Consider the following 21969-nt stretch of genomic DNA (forward strand, 5'->3'; position numbering starts at 1 on the left):
ATTATTATAGCCAGTCGAGATCCAAATGTCAACTGTTTTTCCCCGATCAGTCGAAAAAATTTCCATGGACCAGGAATTCGGCCGGGACCGCCGAAGACGGTCCCGGCCGCCTGACCTGTTCAGCGCCGGTCCATGGACGTATAGGGACGGTGCTCCTCCACACACTCATACCGGGGGCGGATCAGCTTGCCTCCCACGGAGAGCTCCTCCATCCGGTGGGCACTCCAGCCGGCGATACGGGCCACGGCGAACAGGGGCGTATACAGCTCCTTGGGCAGGCCCAGCATCTCATAGACAAATCCGCTGTAAAAGTCGATGTTGGTGGAGAGCACAGACTTGTGCTGCCGCTCCATCAGCAGCTGCTTGCCGATCTTCTCCACATTGGCGTACAGGGCCAGCTCGTCCTCCCGGCCCTTTTCCGCCGCCAGGTGATTCACGTAGGCCCGGAACACCTCGCACCGGGGGTCGGTCTTGGTATAGACCGCGTGGCCCAGGCCGTAGATCAGGCCGCTGCGGTCGAAGGCATCCTTGTTCAGGATCCTGGTGAGATAGTCCGCCACGCAGCCCTCGTCATTCCAGTCCCGCACGTGCTCCTTCACGTCGTCCATCATGGCCATCACCTTGCTGTTGGCGCCGCCGTGGCGGGGACCCTTCAACGAGGCCATGGACGCGGCGATGGCAGAATAGGTATCTGTTCCGGAGGAGGTGACCACATGGTTGGTGAAGGTGGAGTTGTTGCCGCCGCCGTTGTCCGCGTGGAGGATCAGGGCCACGTCCAGGGTCCGGGCCTCCAGATCGGTGTAGCTGCAGTCCTCCCGCAGCATCCGCAGGAAGTTCTCCGCGGTGGACAGCTCCGGCTTGGGCACGTGGATAAACAGGCTCTCCCCCTGACTGAACCGCCAGGCCTGATAGGCGTAGATGGCCAGCACGGGCATATTGCTCATCAGCTGCAGGCACTGGCGCAGCACATTCTCCAGCCCGATGTCGTTGGGCTTGTCATCATAGCAGAACAGCGTCAGGATGCCCCGCTGCATGGTGTTCATCAGATCCCGGGGCGGCGCCTTCATAATCACGTCCCGGAAGAAATTGGTGGGCAGCGTCCGGTAGGAGGCCAGCTGCTGGCAGAATGCCTCCAGTTGGGCGGCGGTGGGCAGTTCGCCGAAGAGCAGCAGATAGGCCGTCTCTTCAAAGGCGAAGCGGCGCCCCTCGGAGCCCTTCACCAGCTCCCGGCAATCGATGCCCCGGTAGTAAAGCATACCGTCCTGGGGGATGATGTGCTCCCCCTCCGTGACGCTGTAAGACTGGATCTCGCCCACCCGGGTCAGGCCGGTGAGCACGCCGCGGCCGTCCTCGTCCCGCAGGCCGCGCTTGACGTTATACTCCTTATAGAGCTTGGGGTCGATGTAGTTTTTCTTCTCCCACTGTTCCTTCAGCGCGAGAATGGCGGGGGTGATCTCACAATAGGCGTTCTCACGGTTCTCTTTCCAGACCATAGGGGTGCGCGCTCCTTTCGGCGGCATGCAGCCGTTGTACTATTTGCAATAGTATCATTAAAAAATTGCATTTTCAACCGTTTTAAAAAATATTTTTGAAAAAATAAGAAAACTTTTGAATTTTTCTTTTTTCGAACTTGCAAATTCAAAAAGCAACAGGCAGCCCTCGGAGGGCTGCCTGAAGAACTCCGGCGCCGAAGCGCCTCACAGCTGGGCCAGGGTCTCGCCGATGGGGTCAGTAATCACCAGATCCGCGGCCAGATCCCGGGCCACCGGCGACTTGTTGAGGAGCACCAGCCTGTGCCCCTGATAGTATCGAATCAGCCCCGCGGCGGGATAGACGTTCAGGGAGGTGCCGCCGATCATCAGCATATCCGCCTCCGCCAGGGCGCGGACGGCTGCCTCCAGCGTCCCCTGATCCAGCCCCTCCTCATAGAGCACCACATCCGGCTTGATGATGCCGCCGCAGCTGCACCGGGGCACGCCCTCCGTGCGGAGGATATGCTCCAGACCGTAAAATTTCCCGCACCGCTGGCAGTGGTTCCGGTGGACGCTGCCGTGGAGCTCCAGCACGTTCCGGCTGCCGGCGGCCTGGTGGAGCCCGTCGATGTTCTGGGTGATGACGGCTTTCAACCGGCCCTCCGCCTCCCACTCCGCCAGCTTTTTATGGGCGGCGTTGGGCTTGGCGTCCGGGGCCAGCAGCTTGGCCCGGTAGAAGCGGAAAAATTCTTCGGGGTTGCTTTCGTAAAATGTATGGCTTAAAATCACTTCAGGCGGATATTTCCATTCTTGGTGATATAGGCCGCCAGTGCTGCGGAAGTCCGGGATGCCGGACTCTGTGGAAACGCCGGCCCCCCGAAAAACACGATGTTGTCGGAGCTGCCCACCAGTTCCTTCAGCCGTTTAATACTGTCCGTCATACCGGACCCTCCATTCCAATTTCCAATTTTATTGAGACAGGAGCACAGGCATGAACATTCAGATCTTCGGTTCCTCTAAGTCCTTCGACTCCAAGAAGGCGGAGCGCTGGTTCAAGGAGCGCCGCATTAAGTACCAGTATATCGACCTGCCCTCAAAGGGATTATCCCCCGGGAGTACCAGTCCGTCAAGCAGAAAGTGGGCTTTGACGCCCTGGTGAACACGAAATGCCGGGCCTATGAGGACCTGTACATGGCCTATATCACCCCGGACGCCCGGGAGGAGAAGCTGCTGGAACACCCGGAGCTGTTCGTGACCCCCATCGTCCGCAATGGAAGGGAGGCCACGGTGGGCTACCATCCGGAAATCTGGCAGACTTGGGAGTGAGTCTCTGCCGCCCGACAGAATTCTGCACCGCTGCGGAACAGATCGGTGGTATTCTGTGCATACTATGGATGCACACGGAGAGGAGGTGGCCTGCGTGCAAAGGCGAGCCTGGATGGAGCTGCCCCAAAACCGCTTTCTGCGGGGCATCTATCTGCTGGTGCAGCGGTATCTGCGCCACAATGTGGGGATGCAGGGAGCGGCTCTGGCGTTTTACCTGCTGTTCATGATCTTTCCCCTGCTGATCTTTGTCAGCTCCCTGCTGGGCCTGCTGCAGCTGGACGTGGATGCCATTCTGGCCGCGGTGCAGGAGTTCCTGCCCCGGGAGATCGTGTCCTTCATCGGGGTGTACCTCACCTATGTGGGCCGGAACCCCAGTGTGAAGCTGCTGCTGTTCGGCCTGTTCTTCTCCCTGTACTTCCCCATGCGGGCCACCAACACGCTGATGCGCTCCGTGCGGATCGCCTATCACCTGGGCCCGCCCCGGGGCGCGCTGCCCCAGCTGGTGAAAACGCTGCTGTACACGGCGGTGCTGATCGCCACCATCGCCCTGACCCTGACGCTGATGTCCGTGGGAGACCGGCTGCTGCTCTACGCCGTGGACAGCTTCGGCCTGCCCCGGTTCTGGGCGGTGCTGTGGGCGAAGCTGCGGTTCCCGGTGGCGGCGGTGGCAGGGTATTTCGCCCTGTTCTTCCTGTACGCACTGTCTCAGGACGGCCGCCAGCCCTGGCGGAACATCTGGCCCGGCACTATGGCGGCCCTGGGGGCCTGGCTGGCGCTGAACTGGCTGTACTCCACATACGTGGAGAACTTTGCCGACTACTCCCTGCTGTACGGCTCCATCGGCACGGCCATCGCCCTTTTGATCTGGCTGTATATGACCGCCGTGACCCTCATCATGGGGGCGGAGCTGAACGCCACGCTGATCTCCCTGCGAAAGGACCGGGCGGGGGAATCGTAAACGATTTTTGAATCCCGGCGGCCCCCGCTTTACTTTACGGGAGAGATGCTCTACAATATTCTCTGGGTGAGGAAACCCTTGGAAAGGATGGAATCAAATGGAATCCATGAAAGAAAAACTGACGGAATACGCCCAGCTGCTGGTGCGGGTGGGCCTGAATATCCAGAGGGGGCAGCCGCTGGTGATCTCCTCGCCTGTGGAGTGCGCCTTTTTCGCCCGTCTCTGTGCGGCGGAGGCCTATCAGGCCGGTTGCCGGGAGGTGGTGATGAACTGGGGCGACGATGAACTGGGCCGGATGAAGTACCTCCATGCGGCTGACGAGGTGTTCGACACCGTGCCCCTGTGGCGGCGGCACTTCTACAACGACTACGCCCTGGAGGGGGCGGCGTACCTGGCCATCTCCGCCAGCGATCCGGAGAACCTCAAGGGCGTGGACCACAGCCGGATCGTCCGGGCCCAGCAGGCCAGCGGGAGGGCCTTGAAGGACTTCGACCGTCTCCAGATGTGCGGCGGCTTCCCCTGGTGCATCGCCTCCATCCCCATCCCCAGCTGGGCGAAGAAGGTGTTCCCGGATCTTGCGGAGAGCGAGGCAATGGACAAACTGTGGGAGGCCATCTTCCAGGCAGTGCGCATTACCGGCGACGGCAGGTGCGTAGACAAGTGGCACCGGCATATCGAGACCCTGGCCCATCGGGTGGAGAAGCTGAACCAGCTGAACTTCAAGTCCCTCCACTACACCAACTCCCTGGGCACGGACCTGACTGTGGAACTGCCGGAGGACCACATCTGGGAGGCGGGTAACGACGTGACTCTGTCTGGCCGCACCTATATCGCCAATATCCCCACGGAGGAGGTCTTCACCTCTCCCCTGAAGACCGGCGTCAACGGCGTGGTCTACTCCGCCCTGCCCCTGTCCCACAACGGCACCATCATTGACAAGTTCCACTTTGTGGTGAAGGACGGGAAGATCGTGGAGGTTCACGCGGAACAGGGGGAGGAGGCCCTCAAGGCCGCCGTCACTGTGGATGAAGGGGCCAGCTACTTCGGCGAGGTGGCCCTGGTGCCCTATGACAGCCCTATCTCCAACCAGAAGATCCTGTTCTACAACACCCTGTTCGACGAGAATGCGGCCTGCCACATCGCCTTCGGCGAGGCCTATCCCTGCCTCAAGGACGGCCAGGCCATGAGCAAGGACGAGCTGAAGGCCCGGGGCCTCAACGACTCCATCACCCACGTGGACTTCATGGTGGGCACGCCGGACCTGAACATCCTGGGTATTACCCACGACGGAAAGGAAATCCCAGTGTTCGTGGACGGCAACTTCGCCCCGGAGATCTGAAATCAGAGAGAAAGAGGAGAGACCATGACATACGAGCTGAGAAAGACTGACGAGAACGTGCTGATTGCGGAGGGCGCCTCCGTCACCGGAGACGTGCGGCTGGCAAAGGGCGTCAGCATCTGGTACGGTGCGGTCCTGCGGGGGACATGGGCCCCATCACCGTGGGAACGGACACCAATATTCAGGACGAGGCCATCCTCCACGAGGAGACGGTGGTGGGCAGGGGCTGCACCATCGGCCACGGGGCCATCGTCCACGGCTGCACAGTGGGGGACAACACCCTGATCGGCATGGGGGCCATTGTCCTCAACGGCGCGAAGATCGGCAGCGACTGTATCGTGGGTGCCGGGGCCCTGGTCACCGGAAAAATGGACGCCCCGGACGGGTCCATGATCCTGGGCAGCCCCGCCAAGGTGGTGCGGCCCCTGAAGCCGGAGGAGATCGAAGGCAACCGGGCGGCCATGGAGGAGTATCTGGAAGCTGCCGCCCAGTATCGGAAGGAGCAGGAAGCCCGTTGAGACAGGCCCTCCGGGCCGGAAAGAGAGTTTACCGTTCATGGAATGGAACAAACAGAAGATCAAAGGACTTCTGCTGGTGGTCTGCGGCGGTGTGGCGTTTTACTGCGCACTGCAGCGCCTGGATGCAGTCCTGGCGGCGCTGGGCTGGCTGCTTGGGATTTTGGCGCCGTTTCTGCTGGGCGGCGCCCTGGCCTTTATCCTGAATGTGCCCATGCGGGCCATCGAGCGGCACCTGTTCCCCAGAAACCGGAAGGGCGCAAAGCTCCGCCGCCCCCTGGCCCTGGTGCTGACCCTGGTCGCGGTGATCGGTGTGCTGGCCCTGGCTGGCCTGGTGATCGGCCCGGGCATCGCAGATGCAGTCATGTCCATCATTCGGGAGATTCCTGCCGCCTTCCAGCGACTGGAGCACCAGCTCACCGCCCTGGCGGAGAACCTGCAGGACCTGTGGCCTCTACTGGAGGAGCAGCTGATGAAGCTGCAGGAGGAGATCCAATGGCAGGAGCTTTCTGCCAAGGCTCTGGAGATCGCCAAGGCAATTGGGGCCGGGATTGTCTCCTCCGGTGGGTTCATCGGCGGTGTGGTCAGCGGTGTCAGCACCTTTGTCATCAGCCTGATCTTCTCCTTCTATGTCCTGCTGCAGAAGGAGAAGCTGGGCCGCCAGGGCCGCCAGGTGATTTACGGCCTGCTGCCCCTGCGGCAGGCCGACCGGACGCTGGACGTCCTGCGGCTGTCCGGGCGGACCTTCTCCAGCTTCCTCTCCGGCCAGTGCCTGGAGGCCTGCATTCTGGGCACGCTGTTCGTCGCGGCCATGACCATCTTCCGGATGCCCTACGCCCTGCTGGTGGGCGTCCTGATCGCCCTGACCGCCCTGATCCCCATTGTGGGGGCTTTTATCGGCTGCGCTGTGGGCGCACTGCTCATCGCCATCGACGATCCCTGGAAGGCGCTGTGGTTCATCGTGCTGTTCCTGGTGCTCCAGCAGATCGAGGGAAACCTGATCTACCCCCATGTGGTGGGTTCCTCCGTGGGGCTGCCCTCCATCTGGGTGCTGGCCGCCGTCACTCTGGGCGGCAAGCTCATGGGGATCACAGGGATGCTGTTCTTCATCCCGCTGTGCTCCGTGATCTACGCCCTGTTCCGCAGCTATGTGAAAAACCGGCTGGTGAGCAAGGCAGTCCCACCGGAGAAATGGCGGGACCCGCCTCCCCCACCCTCCCGGCAGTGAGCGTTCTTTCCGCCGCCCTACATCTGTTCAAAAACCGGCCGTCCAAATTGGGCGGCCGGTTTTTGTGCGCAGATTCAATTTTTATTGACAAGAATCCTTGTCAGTGCTATGCTATATTTGACAAGAATAATTGTCATTTTGACTTGGATCATTGTCGGGAAAGGGGATGAGCGGATGCCGCTGTACAACCGGCTGAAGGAGCACCGGGCCCGGCTGGGGGTCAACCAGCAGGAGATGGGCGCCCTGGCGGGTGTTTCCCGCCAGACCATCAGCCAGATCGAACGGGGGACTACTCCCCCTCGGTGACGCTGGCGCTGAAGCTTGCCAGGATCTGCGGTGTAACCGTGGAGGACATTTTTACCTATCAGGAGGATGAATGCCATGAGCGATAACGTGAGGCGGGACAACCGCAGGGCGCTGCCCAAATACCTGCTGACAATTCTGCTGTTCGGGCTGCTGGGCGGCGTGCTGGGCTTTTTCACCGGTGTGGCTGGGGCCGCTGGCGTGGCGGAGACGGTGCGGCAGGCCCTGGACCGGGTGCTGGCGGTGTGTGCGCCCTGGGGCATCGTCGGCAGCGCCGTGGTGCTGCTGGGGGCGGGCTGGTACCTCTATGCCGCCGCCAAACGGCGCTTTGCCGCCTGGGATGGGGAGGACGAGGACGCCATGGACGCGGCGGAGCAGCAGCTGAGCTGGGCTCTGCTGCTGACGGGGCTGGTGATAATCCTGGACTTTTTCTTCTTCGCCGCCTCCATCATCTACGACCGCTTTCTGCCGGACCTGATCCTCTTTCTGGCATCTGTGGCGGTGCTGGTGGTGCTCCAGCAGAAGATCGTGGACCTGGAGCGCCGGATCAATCCGGAGAAACGGGGCAGCGTTTACGACATGAAATTCCAGAAGACCTGGATGGACAGCTGCGACGAGGCGGAGCGGGCCCAGATCGGCCAGGCCTGCTACCGGGCCTATATGGTGGGGACCAAGGTCTGCATCTTCCTGTGGGTGGCCCTGCTGATCCTGAACTTTGTGTTTGACTTCGGCCTGCTGCCCATCGCGGCGGTGCTGGCGGTGTGGGGCGCGATGCAAACAGTCTATGCCCTTGAGTGCATCCGACTCAGCAAGAGAACGGGGGACGCGTAATGGACATCGCGCTGCTGGGCGCCGTTTTGGCAGCCTGCGTGCTCTGCCTGTTGGAGAAAAAGAAGGCGCAAATCTGATGCCGCCGGGCATTTCACAAAGCCGGCCCGCTTGTCAGCGGGCCGGCTTTGTGGTATTCTTTATTTTGTTTGAAGGAATCTGCGGTCCATCCCGGGGCGGTCCGCTCCCCGATGCCCGGATTTGGCGGAGGTGTTTATGGTCGAATTGCTGCTGATTTTAGCGGCAGCCGCTGCTGCGGCAGCTGCCCTGGCCGGGCTTGGATACCTGCTGGTCTGGTTCCTGCTCCACGGCCGGCGGGATGGTCCTGGCTGGGAAAAGCTGGAGGGCTTTCGGTACGCCCACCGGGGCCTCCACGGCCCCGGCGTGCCGGAGAACTCCCTGGCGGCCTTCCGCCGGGCGGCGGAGGCCGGATACGGCGCCGAACTGGATGTCCATCTGACCCGGGATGGACGCCTGGTGGTGATCCACGACGGGGATTTGGAGCGGATGTGCGGCGTTCCCGGCCGGGTGGCGGAAAAAACCGCGGAGGAGCTTGCCGCTCTCCGGCTGGCAGGCTCAGAGGAACACATCCCTCTTCTGGAGGAGGTGCTCCCCCTGTTTGCCGGACGGGCGCCGCTGGTGGTGGAGCTGAAGACCGACCGGCACGGCGCCGCGGCGCTGGCCCGGGATACGGTGGATTGCCTGGACCGCTTCTCCATAGACTACTGTGTGGAGAGCTTTGACCCCCGGCCGCTGCGGTGGCTGCGCCGCCACCGGCCGTCGGTGCTGCGGGGCCAGCTGTCCCAGAATTTCCACCGCCATCCATCCGGCCAGGGTCCCTGGAACCGCTTGGCGCTGACGAATCTCTTCTACAATGCATTCACCCGGCCGGATTTTGTGGCCTACCGGTTCGGAGACCGGGAAAAGCCGGCAGTGCGGCTGTGCCGCAAATTTGGGATGCGGATGGCCTACTGGACCCTCCGCTCCCGGGCCGATGTGGCCCTTGCCGAGCAAGAGGGCGCCCTGCCGATTTTTGAAGAACCGGACCGACCGAAGGAGGTAACCCATTGAAGTCGACAAAGAAAGAAAAGAAGCAGTATAAAAAGGCATTTCAGGAGGCCATGGCGCGGGAGCTGCGGGAACACAAAAGCTCCTTCATCGTCTTTTCCATCCTGCGGATTCTGGTGCTGGTGGTGCTGGTGCGGCAGATCATGCTGGCCAACTACGAGGGCGCCTTCTTCTGCATTCTCACGCTTCTGCTGCTCTACGTGCCCAGCTGGATCCAGGTGAAGCTGCGGATCGAGCTGCCGCCGCCCCTGGAGATCACCATTTTCTGCTTCATCTTTGCGGCAGAAATTCTGGGTGAGGTCAACGCCTTTTATGTCGTGATCCCCGGATGGGACACCATGCTCCACACCATCAACGGCTTCCTGGCCGCGGCGGTAGGCTTCTCCATGGTGATGCTGCTGAACGACGATGACCGGATCACCTTCCATCTGTCCCCGGCGTTCCTGGCCCTGGTGGCCTTCTGCTTCTCCATGACTATCGGGGTCCTGTGGGAGTTCTTTGAATTCGGCATGGACTTCTTCCTGGGCACGGACATGCAGAAGGACACGGTCATCCACGCCATCCACTCCGTCTCCCTGGATCCCACGCTCTCCAACAAGGTGGTGACGATTCCGGATATCCAGGACGTGGTCATCAACGGAGAGAGCCTGGGACTGGGCGGCTACCTGGATATTGGCATCATCGACACCATGAAGGACCTATTTGTGAATTTCATCGGTGCCGTTGTGTTCTCCCTCTCCGGCTTCTTCTTCGCCCGCAGCAAGGGCCGCCGGAAGAGCGCCGCCCAGGGCTTTGTCCCCAGCAAAAAGACCGCGGAGCAGGACTATCTCCAGCAGGCGCTGGAAGAGGCGGATCAAAAGGACGCGGACGCCCCCACTCCGGATGGCCCCCCGGCGCCGGGAGAACCGGAGGGTGCCTGAGCGCCCCACACAGACAGAAAACCACCGGCCGAAGCCGGTGGTTTTTCGCAGCAGCGGCCGGCAGATGCCGGCCGCTGCTTTTTGATGTGACAGGGTTCAGTCGTCCAGCTCCTGCTCTGCCTTGACAATTGCGCCGGAGGAGGCGTCGATCTCATAGCTGTACTCCGTCCGGCCCACATGGAACTCCACCTCATACAAGGTCCGGCCGTCATCCCGGTCCAACTCCACCTGGATGCGGGAGGCGTCGCTCTCACTGACGCCGGCGTGGGTCAAGGCAGCGGATTTTGCAGCCGCCTCGCCAATGTGGGGGCCGGAGCTGCCGGATGCTGGGACACTGTGGCTCTCCCGCTCGCTTTTCAGCACGGCACCGGTATAGAGGTCGATCTCATACTGATACTCCGTGGTGCCCGCCAGGAACTCCACCTCGTAGCACTCCGCCCGCCCGTCGTCGTGCTCCACCCAGCAGCGGAGATAGATGGTGTCCGCTTCGCTGACGCCTGCGTGGGTCAGGGCGGCGGCAGTGGCGGCCGCCTCGCCGATGTAGGAGCCGGAGCTGCCGGTTGTTCCGCCGGAGATGCCGCCCTCCCGGGAGAAATTCACCACCTCACCGGTGCGGGCATTGATGTCGTAATCATACTCTGTGCCGCCGGCATAGAACTCCACCTCGTAGACCATCAGGCCGTCCTCGCTGTCGAACTCGATCTCCAGCTGGGCCACGCTGCTCTCGGCGATGCCCGCATGAGCCAGGGCGGCATTTTGGGCCTCCTCTGCCGTGATATAGGCCTTTGTGCTGGCGGTGCCCGTCTGGGTGACGGCCTGGGTGGTCAGATGCCGGGACTCGGCGATCAAGGCGATCTCATTCACCGACAGGGGTGCCAGGGACGCAAAGGTCAGTGTGCTGTCCTGAGCGATCACCTCCTGGATCAGGGATGCCTTGCCTACGGAGATGCCGTACTGCTGGGCCAGAGCATTCAGATCCGCGCTCTCCGTCACTGTCTGGCTGAGGACAGCCCCCTCCAGGGAACCGCCCTGGAAGACGCTGTTGATGGTATCCGTCAGGTGCTGCTGGAGCTGGGCGGATTTTGCGGCGTCCTGGTTCTCCACGGACACCAGGATGGCGTTCTGGATATCGCTGAGATAACCGTTTTGGAGCATGGAGCCGATGAGGGCGTTCACTGCCACGTCCAGGTCCGTGCCGGTCAGATCCATGTCGCCCAGGATAACCTCTGCGTCCTGGTTGAAGGGGGTGACGGAGAGCACCCGCTCCTTGGAGCTGACGGTCATGGACAGGCTGGGGTTCACATCCAGCATCACCACGGAGTCCACGGCGTTGGCTCCCCGCCAGCTGCTGATGCCGAAAGCACCACAGCACATGACCACCAGGGCGGCAGCCACTGCCAGGGGCGCCCAGCGGCGCTTCTTTTTCGGAGCCTCAAAAGGGAGGACAGTTCCCGCTTGCGGGCCGCAGGCGGCCAGGATGCGGTCCAGCGGATCAGGAGCGGCGTGCTCCACGGCGGTCCGCAGGCGCTGTTCCAGTTCACGTTCGTCCAAGTCAGTCTGCCTCCTTCCATGCGAGTTGGAGCTTTTTCAAAGCCCGGCTGTATTTGGAGAGAACCGTGGGGAGCGGCAGGCCCAGCAGAGCGGCGATCTCCCGGTGCCGCAGGCCTGTCAGCGCGTGGAGGGTGACGATCTGCCGCTCTTCGTCACTCAGGGCGGAGAGCACGGCCTCCAGCATCATCCGGTCCTCATGGGTCACGGCGGGATTGTCCGCCAGACGGTCCTGCCAGTCCTCCTGAACCAGGGGTTCCGTCCGCCCGTGCTCCCGCAGGCGGCTGATGGCCAGATTCCGGGTGATGGTCAGCACCCAGGCCATAGGCTTGCCCTGCCTGCGGTATCCGCCGGCAGCGTTCCACACCTGCAAACAGGCGTCGTGGAGAATATCCTCTGCGTCGTGGGCGTTTTTGACGATTGACAGGGCAAAGCCGTAGACGGCAGGACGGGTGCGGCTGTACAAATCCGCCAGAGCGTCCTTGTCTCCCCCGGCGATGCGGGCGATACAGTCCTCCAGGGCGGCATCCGCGTCTGGGTCCGGCTCTGCCACGGTCATGCAGAATATCATGGGGCTTCCTCCTGTTCACACAGACAACGCGCCGGCGGCGCGTTTGATTGCACTGCGGCCGAAGCATCACCGGCCGCGCCCCCATGATAGCACATCCTGCAGAGGTTTCCAACCCCGGGCCGAAATTTTCCGGAAGGGCAGCTGCTCCGCCGGATCAGGGCAGCATCCGGTCCGCCGCCGTGATGGGGCGGATGGGGCGGCAGGGGACGCCCGCAGCCAGGACTCCGGCAGGGATGTCCTTCGTCACCACGCTGCCGGAGGCGATGACCGCCCCGTCTCCGATGGAGACGCCGGGCATCACGCGGACGCCGCCGCCGATCCAGACGCCGCTGCCCACACGGATGGGATAGGCGTACTCCAGCCCCTGGGCCCGCTTTGCCGCGTCCAAGGGGTGGCCGGAGGTGTAGAATCCACACTGGGGGCCGACCAGCACGTTGTCTCCAAAGGTCACGCCGCCGGCGTCCAGAATGACGCCGCCGTGGTTCATGTAGAAGTTCCGGCCCACACTGATATTCCAGCCGTAGTCGCACCAGAAGGGCGGCTCAATCCGCAGTCCTTCCCCAGCGGCGCCCAGCAGCCGGCGCAGCAGCATCTGGGCGGATTCGATGCCCTCCGCCTGATAGGCCCGCTGATTGAACTGCTGGCACTGAGCCTTGCAGGCAGCCAGCTCCGCCAGCAGGGTCTCATCACGGGCGGGTGCGTACAGCATTCCCCGCAGCATCTTCTCCTTTTCCGTCATAGGGTGATTCCTCCTGTACAGGCGGCCCCAGGGCCGCAGTTCACTCTGCCATTATACAGAAGGCGCCCTCCGGGTGCAAGAGCCGCCGTCGGTTCAGCCCCGGGGATACTGGCTGCTGACGCTCTCCAGCTCTGTGACGGAGCCGAAGCCGCTGATTTCGATGTCGTACCACGTGTCCCCGTTGATGATTTCGTAGCTGTACTCATTCCAAAGGCCCTCACTACTGACCTCCTGTGAGACGATCTCCCCGCCGCCGACGGTATCCAGCGCGATCTGTTGAGCCTCCGCACTGTCCACCCGCAGCGCCAGCACAGCGGCCACGGCCGCGACGGCCAGTACCGCAGCTGCACCCACGATCATGGCGACGATCTTCTTCACAGACATGTTTTTCATAAAAAGCTCCTCCTGCTTGTTGTTTCGGATTCATGGTTCCTGTTTGTGTCTTCTGCCCTGATAACGCGCAGACAACGGCTTTTATTGCATGGCGGGCGAAATTTTTTCTTGACAGGATCGCCTAAAGCCGCCACTGTGAGAGGCAGAAAGGAGGTGAATTTGATGAAATATAAAAAATTTGGAAATATCAGCCCTATCGAACCAGTCGGCGGGAGCAAGACTATCAACAGGTTCAGGAATTTCTGAAAAGCGGCGATCCCGAACTTTGGAAGGCGCTTTATGAGAGTGCCTATGAAATTGTATACCAGTGCGCGTACGGGATGGATTTTTGCCGCGTGCTGGGACCTGATGATTACTGTGAGATTGCCGATGAGGCGTTTGCCCTCTGTTATGAACAGCTGGACCGATATCAGGGGCTCAGCCAGTTCTCCGGCTGGGTAGGCGGGTACAGCAAAAACATTACCCGCACCCGCTGTCGGCAGGTGTTGACCGGCCTACGGTATCGCCGGCAGCTCTATGAAGTCTCCACCGGACGGATGCGGGATTGGGATCCCCTGTGGATCCTGATTCGTCTAGAGCGGTACTATTGTCTCTGGAAAGCCATCTCCGACATCTCTGAAACAAGCCAGCGGATTCTGGAGGCTCGGATTTTGGAAAAGCTGTCGCTGCGGGCCATTGCGCAGGAATTAAATCTGACACAGCGTGAGGTAAAAACGCGATATGAAGCCGCGTGCAATGTGGTCCGGACGCGCTTCCTGCGCTATTGCACGGAGAAAGTAGAGTTTTAAAGTGCAGGAATCCCAACTATTCATGCCGAAAGGAGTGCACCAAATATGCACAACGATAAAAAAGCGTATCAAGTTGATCGGACGCCGACAGAATTGCTCAGCGATCTGCTCGTCCAGTTAAAATTTTTAAGGCAGGAATGCCTCCATTACGATGCAGGAGACTGGTCTTACGGTGCGCAGATTGCGACCAAGCTCCGGCTTTTGCTCCACCAGACAAAATATTCTGATTCCCTGCTGGCCCAAATTACAAAGCGTTTTGCATTCAGCTGTCCGGATTTTCTCAGTCTGAGCACCGTGCGGGGCGAGCTGCCCAATAAAGGGAGGACCGATTTTGTCCGCTCCCCGCTCATTCAGTACCAGATGATTCACCAGCCAGAAGTCCCTCCGGTTCTGACGGTGCAGCCCCTGTCTCTGGAACCCGGAAAGCGATATGCCAAACGGGCATTCAAGACCTGGTGGAATGGGATTGACATTCTCCTGATTGACCGGCAGCACTTTTTGAACCGTAAGGGCGTAGTGTGTCTGCTGGCAAACCAGGAGGGCGGCGCCCATGTCCAGCCCGGCATGGACGAAAAGGCGGCTATGTTACGCCGGGGAGCGGCAAATTCCCTGCAGATTGCCGCCCCGCTGCCGGACGGGCTGACGCGGATATATACCGCCGAAATCGACCAGGTACTGGCAGCCGTTGTGCGCACCATTGCGGCGGAGACACTGTATACATTTGAGCATGCAATCCTGCCCCGCTGCCAAATCGCCCTTTCTGCAGATGAAAAAGACTGAAGCGGGTCCGGGAGCCGCGCCCCGGCGGCGTTGACTTTTCCGCTGCTTTCCGGTATGCTTTTGCTATCCTGATACAAAGGGGGCGCCGCGCATGCCGGACCTCACTTCCCTGTTCACAGACACGCTGGCCAAGTTCTCCTTCCGGGCGGTCCTCTCCGCCGCTGCCACGCTGCTGATCTGCCTGGTGGCCGTCCACCTGCTGGGCAAGCTGCTGCGGCGGCTGCTGGCTAGGACGAAGCTGGACGAGCGCATCCAGAAATACCTGCTGGCCGGGGTGAAGCTGATCCTCTATATCGTCACGGTGCTGATCGTGGCGGAGAGCCTGAACATTCCCATGACCTCCCTGGTGGCGCTGCTGTCCGTGGGGTCCCTGGGCGTCACCCTAGCGGCGGAGGACATCCTGGGCAATGTGGCCGGCGGGCTGGTGATCCTCTCTGCCCACCCCTTCTCCATCGGGGACTATGTAGAGGTCGGCGGCGTGGCCGGCACGGTCCATGAGATCAGTCTGAACCACACCAAGCTGGTGACCCCGGATGGGCATTTGGTGATGCTCCCCAACAAGGAGCTGGCCTCCTCCCAGATGACCAACTACACCGTATTGGGGCGGCGGCGGGTGGTGCAGCGGGTGACCGCCTCCTACGACGCCCCCACGGAGACGGTGAAGGCCGCCTGCCGGCGCGCTCTGGAGCAGACGGAAAACCTGCTGGAGGACCCGGCTCCCACCGTCTACCTCACCGCATACAAGGAGAGCTCTATCGAGTACACCGTCTACTGCTGGGCTACGCCGGAGAACTGGTGGGGCGCGTATCTGGCTCTGGGGGAGCACCTGCGGGACGCCTTCCGGGAGTACGGCGTGGAGATGACCTACAACCACCTGAATGTCCACATCATAGAAAACCAAAGCTGACCGCGGGAGGCGCTCCAGGCGCCTCTGTATACAGCGACGCCCGGTCCGGGAAATCCCGGACCGGGCGCCGTCTTTTGGGGTAAATGCCGCGGAATGCCCTGCATGGGACACGGATGTGGTGGGTCTCCCCGCTCATGCGGTTGACTTCCGCCCGCAGCGCCATCTTATCCCGCTGCGAACGAGATGGCCGGCGCTCAATACCTGCCCGCCCAGTCCGCCAGCAGCAACACCGGCAGCGCCCACAGCAGCAGGAACACCAGCAGGGCCAGAGGCGTCAGCAGATTATAGGCGCCTTGGAACACCATATAAAAGGACAGCAGCGTCCCGGCCACGCTGCCCAGCACGGACAGCGCCGTGGCCCGGCGCACAGCCTTGCACAGGCGGCGGCTGCCTACCACCGCTTCCGCATAGGGCAGCAGTCCTTCCCGAAACAGCAGGGCCCGGGGCATCCCCCGGTCCAGCTCCGCCTCACTGAAAGCCACCCGGTCCGTCAGACTGGGGAACTCCACCTTCACGCCCTTGTGAAACTTCCGCTTCAGCAGGGCCGGGGTGATGTTGGGATCCCGGGACGCCAGGATCGGCGTGATGCGGCTGCGGCGCATCATCCGCAGGGCGAAATCCACGTTCTCCGAGGGCTGGTACTTCACGGCAAACACTGCCGCCAGCTGCCGGTCCATGGCCAGGAAGATGCCGGTCCGCAGGTTGATGCCGCCGGGCAGGCGCACCTCCATCTTCCGCATGAAGGAGGCCGTGCCCAGCAATACCGACTCCCCCCGGATGGTGGCGGAGTAGCCGCCCTCCTCATAAAAGCTGAAATCGTCCACTTTCTCATAATGGCCGCCCTCGCTGCGGAGCAGGCCGTCAAACAACCGCTGAAGGCCGCAGTCCGCCGCCCGGGCCATAGAGGCGGCATAGGAGGAAACCCGGGACAGGTCCTCCCCGAACACCTTTACGCCGTTGAGCTGGATCGTACCCGGCGGGAACAGGTCTCCGTCCGTCAGGATCATGGCCCGCCTGCGGCTGATCTTCTCCGCACCGCACCAGCCCGCCACGGCGCACCCCGCCTTGTGAAAGTGCCGGGCCAGCCGGGAGAATGGCATCCCCCAGCACAGAGGCAGGGCAAAGGTGGTGCCTGCCCCCAGGATGGCAGACCAGTTCAGCAAAAAGTCGTCCCCCCGTTCCTGGCCCAGGGAGCTGAGCCCGGCAAACACGATGGAGGCCATCAGCACCACCGGCATCAGCGCGTTCTGCCACACGGCGGCGGTATTCTCCCGCAGGGCGGTGGTGTAGAAGCCGGGGACGGAACCCGCCTGCTTGCAGGCCCCCTTCTCCGTCTCCGTCACCAGATAAGGCGGCTCGTCATCCGTGGCGGCCATGCGGAAGGTGTCCCACAGTCCCCGGCTCTCCCGGGCTCCGCCCCACATGGCAAACACCAGGGCGAGGCACCCCACCGGGGCATAGCAGGGGACGGCGCTCCGCTCCGGCAGCACCAGCCGGGCCACACAGTCCGCCGCCATCACCACGGCGGAGACCACCGCCAGCAGCTCGCTGGTGCATCGCTTCTGCAGCAGCGAGCCGAACGCCTTGGCGAATACCTGCCGGGCCAGGACGGCCACCGCCGCAAGGCACGCCAGCAGCACACCGCTCTGGACGGCTGCGTCGCCGGTCCAGTAGCGGATCTCATAGCCGTAGGCCTCGATCCCCATAGGGATCACCGGCAGCAGCGAGATCAGTACCGCTGCCAGGATAGGGTGCTTGCGCCGCTTGGCCTCCGCCCGGTAGTCCGCCGCCGCCTCAGCCAGCTCCGGCTCCGGACCGATGGTGTCGATCTCCGGGATCTCCTCCGGCGCCTCCTCCGGTTCCGGCGGGGCGTAGAGCTCCTCCGTCTCCATCAGGCGCTTCCGGGAGAACAGGCCCCGCCGGGGCCGCAGCAGGGGCTCCTGAGCCTCCTCTTCCATCACCGCGTCCACGGTGCTGCCCACCACATCCTCCAGCGTGATGGGGTGGGGAGAGGGCGGCAGATCCTGCCGCAGCTCCTCCAGCAGGTCCTCCGGCTGGGCGGGCGGCTTTTGGGGCGGAGCTGTTTTTTCCGTCACCTGGGGGGCGGGACGCGGCCGCGCCTCCGTTTGCAGAGGCGGCTTCTTCGCGCCGCCCTCCGCCGGAGGGGCGGCCGGCTCCGTCTCCCGGCGGGCCTCCTGCTCCACGGCCTCCATAAGCCGCTGCTCCCGGCCTGCGCCGTATTCCGCCAGGATCTCCTCCAGGGAGAAGTCCTCCTCCAACGCCGGGACATCCGTGCCCCCGGTCAGACCGCTATCAAACTCTCTCTCGTCTTTGGAAGCCATGCTGCCCCTTTCCTCTCCGCTGTGTCCCCGGCCCTTCAGGCCATCCGCTGGCGCACCGCCTCATACAGCAGGATCGCCGCGGCGGCAGAGGCATTCAGGGAATTCAGCTTCCCCCGCATGGGGATACTCACCAAAAAGTCGCAGTTCTCGGCGGCCAGACGGGTCATGCCGTCCCCCTCGCTGCCGATGACGATGGCGGCGGGTCCCTTCAGATCCGCGTCGTACAGGGCCGTGGTGCCGTCCGCCGCCGTGCCGAAGACCCACACCCCCTGTTTTTTCAGATCCTTCAGCAGAGCGGGGATGTTGGGCACCCGGGCCACCGGCACGTGGGCCACCGCTCCGGCGGAGGTCTTGGCCACCACGGCGGTGAGGCCCGCGCTGCGGCGCTTGGGGATCACCACGCCGTGAGCCCCGGCGCACTCAGCGGTCCGGATGATGGCCCCCAGGTTGTGGGGGTCGGAGATCTCGTCGCACACCACCAGCAGGGGGGCTCGCCCTTGTCCCGGGCGGCCTGAAGGATGCTCTCCACACTGACGTACTCCCGGACCGCTGCCAGGGCGATGACGCCCTGGTGGGCATGGGTGCGGCTCATGGCGTCCAGCTTCCGCCGGTCCGCCTCCACCACCACCACGCCCGCCGCCCGGGCTTTGGAGGCAATATGTCCCAGGGTCTTGTCCGTCTCTCCCTTCTGGAGGTAAATTTTGTCAATCGTCTCCCCTGCCCGCAGGGCCTCAATGACGGCGTTGCGCCCCTCGATGATGCCGTCGGCCTCGGCAGTCAGGTCCTGCTTTCTCCGTTCTTCCATAACTTCTCCCTCAATCTGAGTATTTTCGCATTCAAGAGGTAGTATAGCATAGGGGCGGGAGTCTGGAAAGTGGAATTCACAGAAAATTTATAGAAAACCGGTTCCTTGTCCTTGTAGGCCTGCGGCTTCTGTGATATACTTTATAAATCATTTTAAGGCTTCGGCACTGTCTGAAAACAGGGCTGGACGCCCCCGGGCAGCGGACCGCACCCCCGTCTCCGGCACAGGCGGGACCGGGGCGGTCCCGTTTATCCTCCGGGTATTGACAGGTTTTCCCCTGAAAGGAGTTCCATACATGAACCCAAACGACAATAAGAACAACAAAAACAACAAGCCCGGCGGCAACTGGCGGGGCGTGGCCTCTCTGGTGGGCTGGGCCCTTCTGCTGACGATCATCTTCAGCTATGCCAGCAGCGTCATCGGCAGCACTGGCCGCCAGGCCTCCTCCATCAACGTGGAATACGGAGAGTTCCAGGAGATGGTGGAGAGCGGCCAGGTGGCCCGGGTGGAATTCGACAACGCGGAGGATATCCTCCTGATAACCCCTGAGGAGGGGTATTCCTACACCGCTGAGGACGGCACCGTCTACACCAAGACGGAGGACGGCTACACTTATATGGACGCCGCCGGGCAGGAGCAGACTGCCCACCTGGAGCTGTTCACTGTCCGGATCCAGTCCAATGACGCCGTCATTGATTTCCTGAACGAGTATGGGGTGGAGGGCGTCGACAAGGAGTATCAGGCCCCGGTGAACCCGGTGCTGGCCATGCTGGTGAGCTACGTGTTGCCCTTTGTGCTGATCTTCCTGATGTTCTCCCTGGTCATGCGTTGGATGGCGAAAAAGGGCGGCATGGGAGGAATGGGCGGCATCGGCGGCGTGGGCAAGGCCAACGCCAAGGTGTATATGGAGAAGTCCACCGGCGTCACCTTCAAGGATGTGGCCGGCCAGGACGAGGCCAAGGAGTCCCTGACAGAGATCATCGACTTCCTGCACAACCCCCAGAAGTACACGGAGATCGGCGCGAAGCTCCCCAAGGGCGCGCTGCTGGTCGGCCCTCCGGGCACCGGCAAGACGCTGCTGGCCAAGGCTGTGGCCGGCGAAGCCAACGTCCCGTTTTTCTCCATCTCCGGCTCCGACTTCGTGGAGATGTTCGTGGGCGTGGGCGCCAGCCGCGTCCGGGACCTCTTTAAGGAGGCGGCCAAGGTGGCCCCCTGCATCGTGTTCATCGACGAGATCGACACCATCGGCAAATCCCGGGACAACCGCATGGGCGGCAACGACGAGCGGGAGCAGACATTGAACCAGCTGCTGGCGGAGATGGACGGCTTTGACCCCACCAAGGGCATCATTCTGCTGGCCGCCACCAACCGGCCTGAGGTGCTGGACCAGGCGCTGCTGCGGCCCGGCCGGTTTGACCGGCGCATCACCATCGACCGGCCCAACCTGGCGGGACGCATTGCCACGCTGCAGGTCCACACCCGCAACATCAAGCTGGCGGAGGACGTGAATCTGAAAAAGGTGGCCCTGGCCACTGCGGGCTGCGTGGGCGCGGACCTTGCCAATCTGGTGAACGAAGCGGCCCTGCGGGCCGTGCGGAAGGGCCGCAAGCTGGTGACCCAGGAGGATCTTCTGGCCGCCTTCGAGCTGGTCATTGCCGGCACGGAGAAGAAGGGCAGCGTCCTCACCGAGTTTGAGAAAAAGCTGGTGGCCTACCACGAGGTCGGTCACGCCATGGTGGCCTACAAGCAGAAAAACACCGAGCCGGTGCAGAAGATCACCATCGTCCCCCACACCCAGGGCTCTCTGGGCTACACCCTGCTGATGCCAGAGGAGGACAAGACCGAACTGCGCACCCGCGACGAGCTGATGGCCAAGATCATGGTCTCCATGGGCGGCCGGGCGGCCGAGGAAGTGGTGATGAACACCATGACCAACGGCGCCAGCCAGGATATTCAGGACGCCACCAACGTGGCCCGGAACATGGTGGCCATGTTCGGCATGAGCGACGAGTTCGGCATGATGGCGCTGGCCTCCCGCCGGAACCAATACCTGGACGGCGGCTACGGCATGGACTGCGCCCAGGATACCGCCGCCCGGATGGACCAGGCGGTGAAGGACATCCTGGACCAGTGCTACCAGCAGGCCGTGGAGGTCATCAAGGCCAGCCGGGAGGACATGGACAAGGTCGTGGCCTACCTGCTGGAGAAGGAGACCATCACCGGCGCAGAGATGGTGGCTATCATCGAGGGCCGGGACCCGGAGCTGGTGGAGAACCCCTACGCCTCCACCCGCGCAGAGGACAAGGCGTTCCGCCCCTCCTCTCCCGAGACCATTGAGGCCCCTGCCAAGAAGGTGCACATGATCTCCCAGAAGATCGAATCCCCCGAGGAGCCCGCCCAGGAGGGACAGCCGGAGAACCCGGTGTCCGATCCCTCCCCTTCCGGCGGAGACGCCCCCAGGAGAGCGGTTCCACTCCGTCTGAGCCGCCCAAGGACACCCCGTGATCCCCGATCATCCCCGCGAGGCGCGCTGACCCCAGCGCGCCTCGCTTTTCCCATCGCCACTACATCAAAAAGGAGAATCGCCATGATCCGACTCGCCACCCCGCGGACCTGTCTCAGGCCGCAGATATCTATGAGGAGATCCTGGACCGAGAGGCACAGGGCCCCGTCTATACCAACTGGCAGCGGGGCAAATACCCCACCATCGACACCGCCCGCCAGGCCCTGGAGGCCGGCACCTTCTACGTGGGCGAGGAGAACGGCGTCCTCTGGGGCGTGGTGAACCTGAACAGCGTCCAGCTGCCGGAGTACGGCGCCATCCCTTGGACCATCCCCGCCGCTGCGGAGGAGGTAGGGGTGATCCATACCCTGTGCATCCGTCCCTCCTGCTCCGGCCGGGGATATGCCCGACAGATGGTGGCCTTCTGTGAGGCGGAGGCTCGCCGCCAGGGCCGTACCGTCATCCGGCTGGACACCTGGGAGGGGAACCTGCCCGCCAACCGCCTGTACCCCTCCCTGGGCTACCGCTACGCCGGAACGGCGGAGTTCTTCTTCATGGGCTTTGTGCGGGAGAATCTCAACTGCTACGAAAAGGCCCTCTGAATCCATTGAGACGCAAGGGCTTTTCTCCTCTGCT

At 62.6% G+C, this 21969-nt stretch carries 19 protein-coding genes and 3 pseudogenes; 14 read left to right on the top strand and 8 right to left on the bottom strand.

The features are described from left to right. Nucleotides 1–119: 119 nt before the first annotated feature. Complete coding sequence (locus EIO64_RS09405; RefSeq protein WP_119311773.1) at nucleotides 120–1493, bottom strand: citrate/2-methylcitrate synthase; 1374 nt, start codon at nucleotides 1491–1493, stop codon at nucleotides 120–122. A 204-nt stretch (nucleotides 1494–1697) separates the two neighbouring features. After that, nucleotides 1698–2413 (bottom strand): annotated as a pseudogene (locus EIO64_RS09410) (NAD-dependent protein deacylase). A 50-nt stretch (nucleotides 2414–2463) separates the two neighbouring features. Between EIO64_RS09410 and EIO64_RS09415 the strand changes: the two are divergent. The 9 genes and pseudogenes from EIO64_RS09415 to EIO64_RS09455 all read left to right on the top strand — a co-directional run bounded on the left by EIO64_RS09415 (nucleotide 2464) and on the right by EIO64_RS09455 (nucleotide 9957). After that, nucleotides 2464–2798 (top strand): annotated as a pseudogene (locus tag EIO64_RS09415) (arsenate reductase family protein). A gap of 94 nt (nucleotides 2799–2892) precedes the next feature. Next, the gene (locus EIO64_RS09420) at nucleotides 2893–3756 is read left to right on the top strand and encodes a YihY/virulence factor BrkB family protein (protein WP_249390880.1); all 864 of its coding nucleotides are present in this window, start codon (nucleotides 2893–2895) and stop codon (nucleotides 3754–3756) included. A 106-nt stretch (nucleotides 3757–3862) separates the two neighbouring features. Continuing rightward, entirely contained in the window at nucleotides 3863–5095 is a 1233-nt protein-coding gene (locus EIO64_RS09425) for an aminopeptidase (protein ID WP_119311956.1), read from the top strand. Nucleotides 5096–5241: 146 nt separating this feature from the next. Continuing rightward, a complete protein-coding gene (locus tag EIO64_RS09430) occupies nucleotides 5242–5613 on the top strand; it encodes a DapH/DapD/GlmU-related protein (protein ID WP_136891253.1) in 372 nt (123 codons plus the stop codon). A gap of 37 nt (nucleotides 5614–5650) precedes the next feature. Beyond that, nucleotides 5651–6838 carry an AI-2E family transporter gene (locus EIO64_RS09435; RefSeq protein ID WP_021750555.1) on the top strand — a complete coding sequence of 396 codons (1188 nt, stop codon included), beginning with the start codon at nucleotides 5651–5653 and terminating at the stop codon, nucleotides 6836–6838. Nucleotides 6839–7012: 174 nt separating this feature from the next. Continuing rightward, nucleotides 7013–7144: a helix-turn-helix transcriptional regulator gene (locus EIO64_RS19220; RefSeq protein ID WP_429835850.1), complete on the top strand. Its 132-nt coding sequence runs from the start codon at nucleotides 7013–7015 to the stop codon at nucleotides 7142–7144. A gap of 75 nt (nucleotides 7145–7219) precedes the next feature. Next, nucleotides 7220–7972: a DUF3169 family protein gene (locus tag EIO64_RS09445; RefSeq protein ID WP_021750557.1), complete on the top strand. Its 753-nt coding sequence runs from the start codon at nucleotides 7220–7222 to the stop codon at nucleotides 7970–7972. Between the two features lie 213 nt (nucleotides 7973–8185). Then, nucleotides 8186–9040, top strand: coding sequence for a glycerophosphodiester phosphodiesterase family protein (locus EIO64_RS09450; protein WP_136891254.1), 855 nt, complete (start codon nucleotides 8186–8188; stop codon nucleotides 9038–9040). Then, complete coding sequence (locus EIO64_RS09455; RefSeq protein WP_021750559.1) at nucleotides 9037–9957, top strand: DUF2238 domain-containing protein; 921 nt, start codon at nucleotides 9037–9039, stop codon at nucleotides 9955–9957. The genes EIO64_RS09450 and EIO64_RS09455 overlap by 4 nt, the downstream gene beginning before the upstream one ends. A gap of 96 nt (nucleotides 9958–10053) precedes the next feature. On the opposite strand, the gene EIO64_RS09460 is transcribed toward EIO64_RS09455, so the two are convergent. The 4 genes from EIO64_RS09460 to EIO64_RS09475 all read right to left on the bottom strand — a co-directional run bounded on the left by EIO64_RS09460 (nucleotide 10054) and on the right by EIO64_RS09475 (nucleotide 13208). Continuing rightward, nucleotides 10054–11508 (bottom strand): PepSY domain-containing protein, encoded by a 1455-nt coding sequence (locus EIO64_RS09460; RefSeq protein WP_021749190.1) that lies wholly within the window; start codon nucleotides 11506–11508, stop codon nucleotides 10054–10056. 1 nt (nucleotide 11509) lies between these two features. Continuing rightward, nucleotides 11510–12076: an RNA polymerase sigma factor gene (locus EIO64_RS09465; RefSeq protein WP_025545476.1), complete on the bottom strand. Its 567-nt coding sequence runs from the start codon at nucleotides 12074–12076 to the stop codon at nucleotides 11510–11512. 154 nt (nucleotides 12077–12230) lie between these two features. Next, nucleotides 12231–12815, bottom strand: a complete 585-nt coding sequence (locus tag EIO64_RS09470; RefSeq protein ID WP_136891255.1) for a sugar O-acetyltransferase — start codon at nucleotides 12813–12815, stop codon at nucleotides 12231–12233. Nucleotides 12816–12908: 93 nt separating this feature from the next. Continuing rightward, a complete protein-coding gene (locus tag EIO64_RS09475; protein WP_021749194.1) occupies nucleotides 12909–13208 on the bottom strand; it encodes a hypothetical protein in 300 nt (99 codons plus the stop codon). A 320-nt stretch (nucleotides 13209–13528) separates the two neighbouring features. Here EIO64_RS09475 and EIO64_RS09480 point away from each other — a divergent pair, with 320 nt between their 5' ends. The 3 genes from EIO64_RS09480 to EIO64_RS09490 all read left to right on the top strand — a co-directional run bounded on the left by EIO64_RS09480 (nucleotide 13529) and on the right by EIO64_RS09490 (nucleotide 15683). After that, on the top strand, nucleotides 13529–13996 hold the full coding sequence (locus EIO64_RS09480) for an RNA polymerase sigma factor (protein ID WP_021749196.1): 468 nt from the start codon (nucleotides 13529–13531) through the stop codon (nucleotides 13994–13996). A gap of 45 nt (nucleotides 13997–14041) precedes the next feature. Further along, on the top strand, nucleotides 14042–14776 hold the full coding sequence (locus tag EIO64_RS09485; protein WP_021749197.1) for a hypothetical protein: 735 nt from the start codon (nucleotides 14042–14044) through the stop codon (nucleotides 14774–14776). 91 nt (nucleotides 14777–14867) lie between these two features. Further along, nucleotides 14868–15683: a mechanosensitive ion channel family protein gene (locus tag EIO64_RS09490; RefSeq protein ID WP_021749198.1), complete on the top strand. Its 816-nt coding sequence runs from the start codon at nucleotides 14868–14870 to the stop codon at nucleotides 15681–15683. A gap of 194 nt (nucleotides 15684–15877) precedes the next feature. On the opposite strand, the gene EIO64_RS09495 is transcribed toward EIO64_RS09490, so the two are convergent. Together EIO64_RS09495 and rlmB are read right to left on the bottom strand one after the other, a co-directional pair. Continuing rightward, a complete protein-coding gene (locus EIO64_RS09495; protein WP_021749200.1) occupies nucleotides 15878–18025 on the bottom strand; it encodes a hypothetical protein in 2148 nt (715 codons plus the stop codon). 35 nt (nucleotides 18026–18060) lie between these two features. Continuing rightward, a pseudogene (rlmB, locus tag EIO64_RS09500) lies at nucleotides 18061–18830 on the bottom strand (23S rRNA (guanosine(2251)-2'-O)-methyltransferase RlmB). 295 nt (nucleotides 18831–19125) lie between these two features. Between rlmB and ftsH the strand changes: the two are divergent. Together ftsH and EIO64_RS09510 are read left to right on the top strand one after the other, a co-directional pair. After that, the gene (gene ftsH, locus EIO64_RS09505) at nucleotides 19126–21615 is read left to right on the top strand and encodes an ATP-dependent zinc metalloprotease FtsH (RefSeq protein WP_249390881.1); all 2490 of its coding nucleotides are present in this window, start codon (nucleotides 19126–19128) and stop codon (nucleotides 21613–21615) included. Beyond that, the gene (locus EIO64_RS09510; protein ID WP_249390904.1) at nucleotides 21558–21935 is read left to right on the top strand and encodes a GNAT family N-acetyltransferase; all 378 of its coding nucleotides are present in this window, start codon (nucleotides 21558–21560) and stop codon (nucleotides 21933–21935) included. The genes ftsH and EIO64_RS09510 overlap by 58 nt, the downstream gene beginning before the upstream one ends. Nucleotides 21936–21969: the final 34 nt, after the last annotated feature.

The organism is Dysosmobacter welbionis, assembly GCF_005121165.3.
GTDB lineage: Bacteria > Bacillota > Clostridia > Oscillospirales > Oscillospiraceae > Oscillibacter > Oscillibacter welbionis.